Origin of the sequence: Agarivorans sp. (assembly GCF_050295395.1) — a bacterium.
Taxonomy (GTDB): domain Bacteria; phylum Pseudomonadota; class Gammaproteobacteria; order Enterobacterales; family Celerinatantimonadaceae; genus Agarivorans.
Window position 1 is genome coordinate 1 of sequence record NZ_JBNKPP010000260.1, and the last position, 2,164, is coordinate 2,164.

Below are 2,164 nucleotides of genomic sequence, written 5' to 3' on the forward strand. Positions count from 1 at the left end.
TGTCGATTTACCAAATGCCTGCTTAAGCTGCGAGTAAGGCGAACACCTTAACTAATCCATTGCAGCATTAACACTAAATTTCACATTGAGCTGAGAGCGCCAACAGTTGAATTCACTCTTAAACGCCTTATATGGACCAAGCTATAGGTAAGCACCTACAACCGACATACAGTGTTGAACGGTGCTTTCTTTTTCACCAACTGGTGCAACATAATGAATTGCCGATTCGGCTTCTGCCCGACCTGATAGCTTACTAATAACCCACGCAGCCAAGTACTTTGATGACAAACAACCACCCGCAGTTGCAAGATTTCCTTTAGCGTAAAAAGGCTGCTGTAAAACTGTAACGCCTGACTCAATAACCCAAGGTTTCGTTGTTAAATCGGTACAAGCTGGCACTTGATGCAACAAACCCAATACCGCCATCAACAATGTACCTGAACACTGGCCACCAATTAACTGAGTTTCGGGATTAAGCTTCAGCCTTGAAAGTATGCCTCGGTCTTGGGCAATATCACGGGTCAGAATACCACAGCCAAATAATACGACGTTTGTATGATTAGCAAACTCTAGCGCTTGTTGAGATTGAATAGTAACTCCATTCATGGACGTAACATGCTTAGATGGACTTGTTATTTGCACATTCCAACCGGCACCTTTCATTCGGTTCAAAATGCCCAATGCTATAAATGAATCTAGCTCGTTAAATCCCTCAAAAGTTAGTACAGCAATATTCATATCTACTCCTATTTTCCTAGGGCCTAAACTAAGGGACAAATTTTACTTGGCTCTACTTACCAAGCCATACAAAACCGCAGAAAAGTGTCATCCATATTTAGAATCGGCCACCTAAAATCAAACAAACGCCTTTCGTTTTTATCAATCAGTAACAGTGTGGCAACTCAGGATTCAGAGCACATTTTAGGTTCGCGTTTAACCAATGGAATACGTGGTAGCAACAAGCCTGCAATAACAACTGCAATACCAGACAGTTGCAACGCGGTAACTTCTTGACCAAGCATATAAGAAGTTAGCATGGAGAAAATCGGAACAAAATTGAAAAACAGCGCTGCATTAGCAGAACCTAGGCGACGCACTCCATTTAGCCATAACAAATAACCAGCAACCGTTCCAAATACTCCAATGTACACCACTTCCAACATTCCCAGCCTTGTACTATTCCACAGCTCAGCAAACGGATGCACGCCAGGAGTCAACCAACACATCAGGCCAATCACGGCAGTCCCACTCAGCATACCAACAAAGGTATAAGGAACTACAGGCATCCAGCGGCTGATTCCCTGACTGAAATAGGTGTATAAGCTCCAAGCCAGCATACCAAAGAAAATCAACTGATCACCACGGTTAATATGCATCGATAACAAGGTTTCAAAATGGCCATTCGTGATCACCACCAGTACACCAGTCAAACTCACTAGCAAACTAAAACACTGCACAAGAGACGGTAAAGTTCGCAATGCTATACAAGCAATCAGTGACGTCATCAAAGGGCTGAGTGCCATGATCAGTGAGCCATTAGTCGCGTTGGTGGAAGCTAAGCCAGTAAACAGCCCTAGATTAAGACCTCCTATTCCTACAGCGCTAACCACAATAACCCATAGCCATTGGCGCGAGTTCAAGCTTAACTTAGGTACATCAGCAACTTTGAGATAAAACGCTAAGCAAGCGGCCGCAATAACAAAACGCCAGAAAACCAAAGTAAGTACATGGACTTCGTCTAAGGCGTGTTTACCAATAGGAAAGCAACTGCCCCAAAAAAAGGTGCAGATAATAAGAAGAGCTATCGCTTTCATCGTTGCATTGAGTTTCATCCTCACTCCAAATAACTTGTCAAAAGATATCGCTTAGTGTATTGATTTCAATAGGCGGATAAACAAGCAAAATTAAGACAATAAATACCAATAATGAAACCTAATTATTCTTTGGATGATTTGCGCTGTTTTTGTGCGGTAGCTCGTTGTGGCAGTTTTAAACGCGCAGCCCACTCTTTGGCTATGCCACTCTCAACGTTGAGCCGCCGTATCCGCCAATTAGAGGCAGACTTACAGCTACGACTACTCAACCGAGATGCTCACCGCGTTGTTCTAACCAACATTGGCGAGCAGTATTTTCAGCGTTCCGTCGCTCTATTTGATGAACTTAA

The 2,164-nt window shown here is 43.2% G+C and carries 3 protein-coding genes; 1 reads left to right on the forward strand and 2 read right to left on the reverse strand.

The window, feature by feature from the left end; genetic code table 11:
• Positions 1-141 precede the first annotated feature (141 nt).
• Positions 142-738, reverse strand: coding sequence for a DJ-1/PfpI family protein (locus ACQY6Q_RS15245; protein WP_427982661.1), 597 nt, complete (start codon positions 736-738; stop codon positions 142-144).
• A 164-nt stretch (positions 739-902) separates the two neighbouring features.
• Entirely contained in the window at positions 903-1,832 is a 930-nt protein-coding gene (locus tag ACQY6Q_RS15250) for a DMT family transporter (RefSeq protein WP_427982663.1), read from the reverse strand.
• A 93-nt stretch (positions 1,833-1,925) separates the two neighbouring features.
• On the opposite strand from ACQY6Q_RS15250, the gene ACQY6Q_RS15255 reads away from it, so the two are divergent.
• Positions 1,926-2,164, forward strand: a 239-nt coding sequence (locus ACQY6Q_RS15255; RefSeq protein ID WP_427982666.1) for a LysR family transcriptional regulator, incomplete at its 3' end; no start/stop codon positions are given.